Origin of the sequence: Clostridium sp. AM49-4BH (assembly GCF_003478335.1) — a bacterium.
Classification (GTDB): domain Bacteria; phylum Bacillota; class Clostridia; order Lachnospirales; family Lachnospiraceae; genus Butyribacter.
Genome location: NZ_QUFB01000080.1, coordinates 1 through 7,083, shown reverse-complemented (window position 1 = coordinate 7,083; position 7,083 = coordinate 1). Strand labels below are relative to the sequence as shown.

Genomic DNA, 7,083 nt, shown 5'->3' with positions numbered 1-7,083 from the left:
CAAAAAGATAGACCGGATTTATATAATAAGGTGATAAATATCAGTAATCAGTTTGTTTTTTTATTGCAAAAAGATTTAGAATTGACATTATGGAAAATATATTATGATAATGATTCTAAAGCTAATACTATTCCTAAATTCCGGAATACAGTTAATGACATATTGCGAAATTGTAATTGTCCTGATAAGCAAGTGAAAAAACAAAAAGGGAATAGGAAAACTGAAGAGACAGTAAAAATAATGAGAAGACAATTCTTGGCCCATACTGATATGACAAGAGATGATAACAGAATTGAAGTATCTGACATGTGTGAATTGTTGGATGTTATGTGCAAAGAATTTAATTGTATTTGTGAAGTTGTTGATGATGATCAGGTGATTGGCATATCGGAAAATGAAATTGGAAAACAAAAATATAGTTGTCAAATGCAGTTGTTATCTTTATATATTCAAAAACAAGATTCGTGATGTGAAAATAAAATATTTTTTTGTTTAATGAACGATAACAATATATTTAGAAAAAGAATTACTTCAGTAGTTCTTTTTTTCATACTTAAAATAAGAACAGGAGGTTAAAACAAATGCTAAAATTATTCAGAAAGGACTCGCTGACTCCACAGACAGAACGCATTTACAAAGTGCCATTGTGTATTCAGGATACGATACCAATCTATCGAATATCAGAAAACGGTATCTTTGAACTGGAGAGTCCGACAAACAAAGACGGAGGGAAAAAGAAGATTCATCAGTTTGACAGGATGTATCTGTTTGAGGATATTAACTTTTCTACGCAGGATGAAGAAGAAAAAGAAGAAACCGGAAAGCGGTTTGAAACGCTGCTTCGGTCAATGAATGTCAGCTACAAGGTGATTGCATCCAATCATTATGCCGATAATGGAAGGCTGCGGGAAGAAATTCTGCAGAAGGCAGTCAGCAAAGAAATGGAGCCTTTGGCGAAAGAATACCACAAGCTGATTGAAAAGCGATTGCAGGAAGGGCGGGGAGGACTTTTGCAATCCATGTATTTCATTGTCAGTTGCAGAAAGCCGGATTATGAAAGTGCCAGAAATTATTTTAACACCATAGAGTTTTCCATACAGCAGTTATTTCACCGATTGGGAAGCTGCCTGATACCATTGGATGCCACGGAACGCTTGCGAGCATTACACAGTTATTATCGCATGGGTGACGAGGCATCTTTTTCTTTTGACTGGAATGAATATCTGCATCTGAAACGGGACTGGAGAAATGACATTATCAATACTTCTTTGCGGGAGCATCCGGAATATCTGGAAATGGAGGGTGGAAGCTGTGCCTGTGTGATGTTTATCAGAAAATATCCGAACGGTTTGACGGATCAATTTTTAAATGAACTGACAAACATGGACTTCCCGATCATTTATTCGATGGATGTGGAGCCACTTGACAATGATGTGGCATATCAGATGGTGATGAAAAAGTATATGTCCAATGAGCGAAGTATTAACCGTGAGCAGGAGTTGAAAAACGAAAATGGAGATTATTCTACCAACATCAATTACGAGAGAAGAAAGCAGCAAAGAGACACGGAAGAGATGCTTGACCGTATTTCTTCATTTGATGAACGGCTTCTTTATGTGGGGATCACCATTGTGGTAAAAGCTGCTTCAATGGAAGAACTGGAGGAACGGACAGAAAAGGTGCGTATCATTGGAAAAACACACAACATGGATATTGTTCCACATTCCTATCGACAGCTGGATGCCTTAAATACATCATTGCCGACGGGAGCAAGATTTGTTGATACAATGCGGACAATTACCTCTGAGGAACTTTCCATTTTCATTCCGTTTAATGTGCAGGAGATTCATGATGATTTGGGATACTGCTATGGCTTTAATAAGGTATCCAAAAATCTGATCATAGGAAACCGTAAATTATTAAAGAATGGAAACGGGATGGTGTTTGGTGTTCCGGGTTCCGGGAAGTCCTATAATGAGAAATCGGAGATGGGGCAGGTGTTATGCTTCTCAAAGGATGACATTATCGTGGTAGATCCAATGGGTGAATACAAAGACATTGCTGCAGCTTGGGGTGGTCAGTATATCAATCTGACACAGTCTGCGGAAAATGTCTTTTATGTCAATCCGTTTCATGTACCGGATGTTGTGCCGGACATTGACCGCTTTGTGGCGGAAAAAGCAGAGTTTGCCTATGCGATCTGTGAACAGGCATTGAAGCCGGTGCCGCTTACCAGCAGACACATCGCTGTGATTGATAAAGCAGTGAGCCATATGTATGAGGAATACTTTAAGAAGCGAAAAGACAAAAGACGGACACGAAACCGTCCGGAATCTCCGACAATTCCGGTGATGAGAGATTATATTCTTGAGCATTACGAGGGGAATGAAGCAGCACAGGAGATCGTAGACCAGTTGGAAGTATTTGCAGATGGTACGCTTGACATTTTTGCCAGAGAGCAGTCCATATCCGATGAGAACCGTTTTACCGTGTATGGATTTTCGGAACTGGGAAAACGAATGCGGGCAATGGCAATGCTTGTGATGATTGAAAGTATCACGGCTAAGATCAAATATAACCAGTCGGATGGAGTTGCTACATGGGTTTATGTGGATGAGATGCACGAACTTTGGGGAGAAGAATACAGTTTACATGCACTGGAGAAGATGTGGCGTGAGGTCCGCAAGCGTGGTGGTATTTGTACTGGGATGAGCCAGAACTTAATCGATGCACAGAGAAACCGTTCTACCAAAACAATGGTTTCTAACTCAGAATTTATGCTTTTGCTGGATCAGGGAACAATGGATAAGGAAGCAGTGGAAGATTTGTTTGATATTTCTTCCGAGCAGCTTGCCTGTGTGAATGGAGCAGAGCCGGGAATGGGACTTATCCGGTTTGGTGATAAGATTGTCCCGTTTGATAATACAATGGAAAAAGACAGTAGTCTTTATCAGTTATTTAATACCAATTTCCATGAAATGGTTAATGACAGAAATGCGAAGCAAACATCGAAAAAATAAGAGAGAATAAGGGCAGATGAATTGACGAAAATCGTTGAATTATGGCGGAAAAAATGATATATTAGTTGCATGGCGTAAGCCATAGGAAAGTACCCATGACAGGGTGGTAGCCTCCCAACACCGAATGACCGGCTTGCCGGAATACATAGGAAGGGAGGTGGCGCAGATGACAGCTTTTGAAATCCTTTCGATTTTCATCGGCATATTAACATTGTTATGTGCCTTTGGTAGTCTTGTTATAGCGTTGCTTGCCTTTCTCAATAAGAGAAACAAGCGAAAATAAAAATGCCTATCCTGTCGGCAAACAGGATAGGCGGTGTCTGTAAAGACACTTAATCCATCTTGGGAGCATCCACTTTGGAGTGGGTACTTTCCTTTTCTAATATCAATATATCATATTTCCCCAAAACATTCAACAGAAAAATCAAAAACAAATATACAGCCCACTGAATATAATTGGAGGTGGCAGCGAATGGATCATCTTGACAAAGAGGTCATTGAATCATTAAGTGAACCGGCGAAGCGTGTGTTCAAAAGTCTGGATTATCGTTCCAAACAGCGAATGTTAAAGAAAGCCAGCGCAATGGCTAAGGCTGAAAAAATGAAACGGCGGAAAAAGAGCCGGTTTAAGAAAAGAGGCATTGAAAAACTAAATAAAGGCAAAAAGCAGAAGAAGGGCAGTTCATCCAAAAGTGAGCGTGTCCTTTTTTCTATTCATGAAACAAGGGAGCTTATGGTGCAGTCCATGCATCTGATGCTGCTTGGAAGCAGTGTGGCGGATGATTCTTATGAAGAAAGAAATACGGATCATACAACAGACACACCCATTAGGCTTTCTAAAGAAACTGCCAGAAAAGGTGCACATACAGCAGTAGGCGGAATGAAAACGCTTGTGCATAAAAAGCTGCAAAGCAGGGAAAAAAGAAAGGCTGCAAGAAAGTCAACGGAGAAATCGGCACAGGCTGTTCGATCGGGAGCAAAAGCAGGAGCACAGACAGGAAAATCTTTGGTAAAGACAATACAAAGTGTTGTTCAGGCAGTAGCGGCAAATCCGGCTGTATGGATAGCACTTCTTTTGATTATTCTTGTGGCAGCTATCGTTGGAGCAATCGGAGCAGTGGTTGGTTCCGGCGGTGCTGCTAATGAATCACAGGATGGAACCTATCAGGCACAGGTATCTGGAAAGACAGAAAGTTTCCGTGAACTTGTCTCGGAATACTGTGAAAAATATGGAATTGATGATTATGTGGATCTGTGTCTTGCCGTGATCGAACAGGAAAGCGGTGGAACGGAACCGGATGTCATGCAGACGGCACAATCCTATTACAATGTGAATCCGCCGATTGACAGTACAGAAGAAAGCATTGACTGTGGAACGCATGAATTATCTGACTGCCTGACAAAAGCGAAGTGTCAAAGTCCGAATGACATAAAAGGAATTTCCCTTGCCCTGCAGGGGTACAACTTTGGAAATGGTTACATAGACTGGGCATCAAAAAACTATGGCTGTTATACCAAAGAAAATGCCAGAATCTTTTCAGCGAAGATGTGTGCGGAACTTGGGTACAGCTCTTATGGTGATACCGAGTATGTACCTCATGTACTTCGTTACTATGTGATGAATGAAGAAACCAGTGTATCCAATGAATCAGCCAAAAAGATTTTAGAAGAATTGAAGAAAAATAATACAGCACCGGAGGAGGCGTGGGATGTGATCGAAAAAGGTGCTTCTTTAATTGGAACGGTGAAATACAGCATGGAGAAACGACAGTCGGATGGACGGGACAAACCGGAGTTTTTGGATTGCTCTGCTTTTTCCGCATGGGCATTTCATAAAGCAGGAGTGACCAGTGTGCCATATGGTTCTACGACAGCAACTTTTATCGGTTCAAAAAAGTTTCAGGACATATCTGCTGACCAGTTGCAGCCGGGAGACATCGGATTGAAAAGTAAGACAGGTGGAACCGGTGGAGCAAATCATGTTGGGATCTATTGTGGAAAAATGAAAGATGGCAGAGTGGTTTGGCTTCATTGTACCAGTTCCAGCGGTTCTTCATTGACCGGAAATACAGAGGGACCGATGTTTGGTGTTTATACGAATTTTACTTATTTCAGACGGTTAAAGAAATGGGACAAAAAGTAGCGTTTAGACATAATGTCCAGACAGTTAAAGAGATAGGACAAAAAGCAGCGTTTAGACATAATGTCCAGACGGATAAAGGGATAGGACAAAAAATAGCGTTTGGACATTATGTCCAAACAGGATAGAAAGTGAGGAAGTCATGTTAAGAAACATACGAAGATTTTATTGGAAGCAAAGAGACAGGGGACAGGGAAGAAAGACTGTTATGGGAGTGTTGGTATTTTTTCTTTTCGTTGCCATTATTGTGGCAGCTATCATAAAAAGTATGATGGGAGGTCATCATGCAGGATTGCAAACGGTTCATAAAACCAATACGGCAACCGGTGTAGCGGTCGTTACAGAAACAGCATCGGGGGCATCTGTAGCTGCGACAGAGACAGCACCGGATCGTGAACTACCGCAAGAAACCAAAGAAGCGATTTCTGTGGATACCACAAATCTTAATACCTTTTTAGGATTTATGTCGGACGCAGCTTATGAAGATTTGAAAAATCAGTTGATTCAGATTTGTCAGGACAGGAAATGCAGATCCGTCAAAAAACTGACCTATCAGCAGACGAAGGCATTTGATGTAACCAGTTTTGTTCTTTTGTCAGATGGCAGTGTCTATCAGTGCAATTACAATCTGAAAAGCTGTCAGATGTTACTTTCAGACACATCATACGATGAAGCGGCAGTCAATCAGATGAAGGAAAAGGAAGTGCAGGAAGAACAGGCTAAACTGGAACAGCAGCAAAAGGCGGAAAGGGAAAAACTGGAAAAGAAAAAGGCGGTTCATAAAAAGAAGAAAGCGAAAAAGAAATCACATAAGACAAAAAAAGCCAAGAAAAAGTCGTCAAAAGTCAGTTCCGGACGAAAGCATAAAAAATAACGCTATTACTACCTGCATAATGGGGTATAAGGGGTATCCCCTTACAAGATATGTGCATGGATGTGTCCACATCATGCGTATCTTGCAAGGCTCGAATGAAGAGATAAAAAGCACATTTTAAGTGCCAAAAATGAACATCAAAAAAGCAGCAAAAATGGTATGTTTGGACATTATGTCCAGACAGAAGAAAGGGGTGATTGTTTGAATGACATGAAAACAGAGATTCTCCGAGTACGAATGACACCGGAGGAAAAGGCAGCACTGAATGAGCAGGCAAGCCTGCATCATAAAACCATGAGCGAATATATTCGGAGCGTGGCAAAGTGTCCGCCGGATGTAACGAGGGATGAGTTTGAATCCTCCATCGTGCGGATGATCTATGAGATCAACAAGATTGGTGTCAATATCAATCAGATTGCAAAAAAGTATAACGAACACAATTATGTGGAACCAAGTGAAGAACTGCTCTGCAAATTGGATGAAGTTTACGGAATGATGAAACATACCATACGGATTATGAAAGGTGATCGCAATGTCGCTCATTATTAAGATGGATACCATTAAGACAGAGGAACATTTACGAAAGTCCATTCCCTACATTATGAATGAGAGGAAAACGGATGGATTGTGCTTTAGTAATGCAGGCATTACACCGGAGCAGATTCTGGATACCTTCTTTTTGACGAAGCAGATGCATCCCACGCACGGAACCAGACAGGGGTATCATTTTAAGTTTTCTTTTTCAAAGGATGAAACGATCGCACCGGAAGATGCTTTGAGTTTTATCCGGGAGTGGGTAGAGGAATATCTGGGAGATCGTTATGATTATGCCTGCTCAGTTCATAAAGACCGTGACCATATGCACATGCATCTGGTATTCAATTCCGTGGCAAGAAATGGTGGAAAGTACCGGTATGAAAAAGGGGACTGGGAGAAAGTGCAATGGCATTAAGTTAAGGAAATCTCACATCACAGAAATGTGGTGTGGGATTTTTTTTGCAATAAACTATTGACAAATCAGTCATAAAATGCGGCCGCTTTAGCTACTG

Annotated in this window: 6 protein-coding genes; all 6 read left to right on the top strand. The window is 41.0% G+C overall.

Annotated features, from left to right (window positions below; genetic code table 11):
- A partial coding sequence (locus tag DW981_RS15255) for a hypothetical protein (protein ID WP_182434299.1) occupies positions 1-468 on the top strand: 468 nt, incomplete at its 5' end.
- A gap of 113 nt (positions 469-581) precedes the next feature.
- Positions 582-3,020 carry a VirB4-like conjugal transfer ATPase, CD1110 family gene (locus tag DW981_RS13795; protein ID WP_118508139.1) on the top strand — a complete coding sequence of 813 codons (2,439 nt, stop codon included), beginning with the start codon at positions 582-584 and terminating at the stop codon, positions 3,018-3,020.
- Positions 3,021-3,492: 472 nt separating this feature from the next.
- Positions 3,493-5,163, top strand: coding sequence for a lysozyme family protein (locus DW981_RS13790; protein WP_118508138.1), 1,671 nt, complete (start codon positions 3,493-3,495; stop codon positions 5,161-5,163).
- 139 nt (positions 5,164-5,302) lie between these two features.
- Entirely contained in the window at positions 5,303-6,034 is a 732-nt protein-coding gene (locus tag DW981_RS13785) for a hypothetical protein (protein ID WP_147352664.1), read from the top strand.
- Between the two features lie 201 nt (positions 6,035-6,235).
- Entirely contained in the window at positions 6,236-6,583 is a 348-nt protein-coding gene (mobC, locus tag DW981_RS13780) for a plasmid mobilization relaxosome protein MobC (RefSeq protein ID WP_178292745.1), read from the top strand.
- A complete protein-coding gene (locus DW981_RS13775) occupies positions 6,567-6,986 on the top strand; it encodes a relaxase/mobilization nuclease domain-containing protein (RefSeq protein WP_118508135.1) in 420 nt (139 codons plus the stop codon). The genes mobC and DW981_RS13775 overlap by 17 nt, the downstream gene beginning before the upstream one ends.
- The last annotated feature ends 97 nt before the right edge of the window (positions 6,987-7,083 follow it).

Coding starts and splice junctions, on each gene's coding strand:
- DW981_RS13790 (WP_118508138.1), top strand. CDS start 3,493: ATGGATCATCTTGACAAAGAGGTCATTGAATCATTAAGTGAACCGGCG.
- DW981_RS13785 (WP_147352664.1), top strand. CDS start 5,303: ATGTTAAGAAACATACGAAGATTTTATTGGAAGCAAAGAGACAGGGGA.
- DW981_RS13795 (WP_118508139.1), top strand. CDS start 582: ATGCTAAAATTATTCAGAAAGGACTCGCTGACTCCACAGACAGAACGC.
- DW981_RS13775 (WP_118508135.1), top strand. CDS start 6,567: ATGTCGCTCATTATTAAGATGGATACCATTAAGACAGAGGAACATTTA.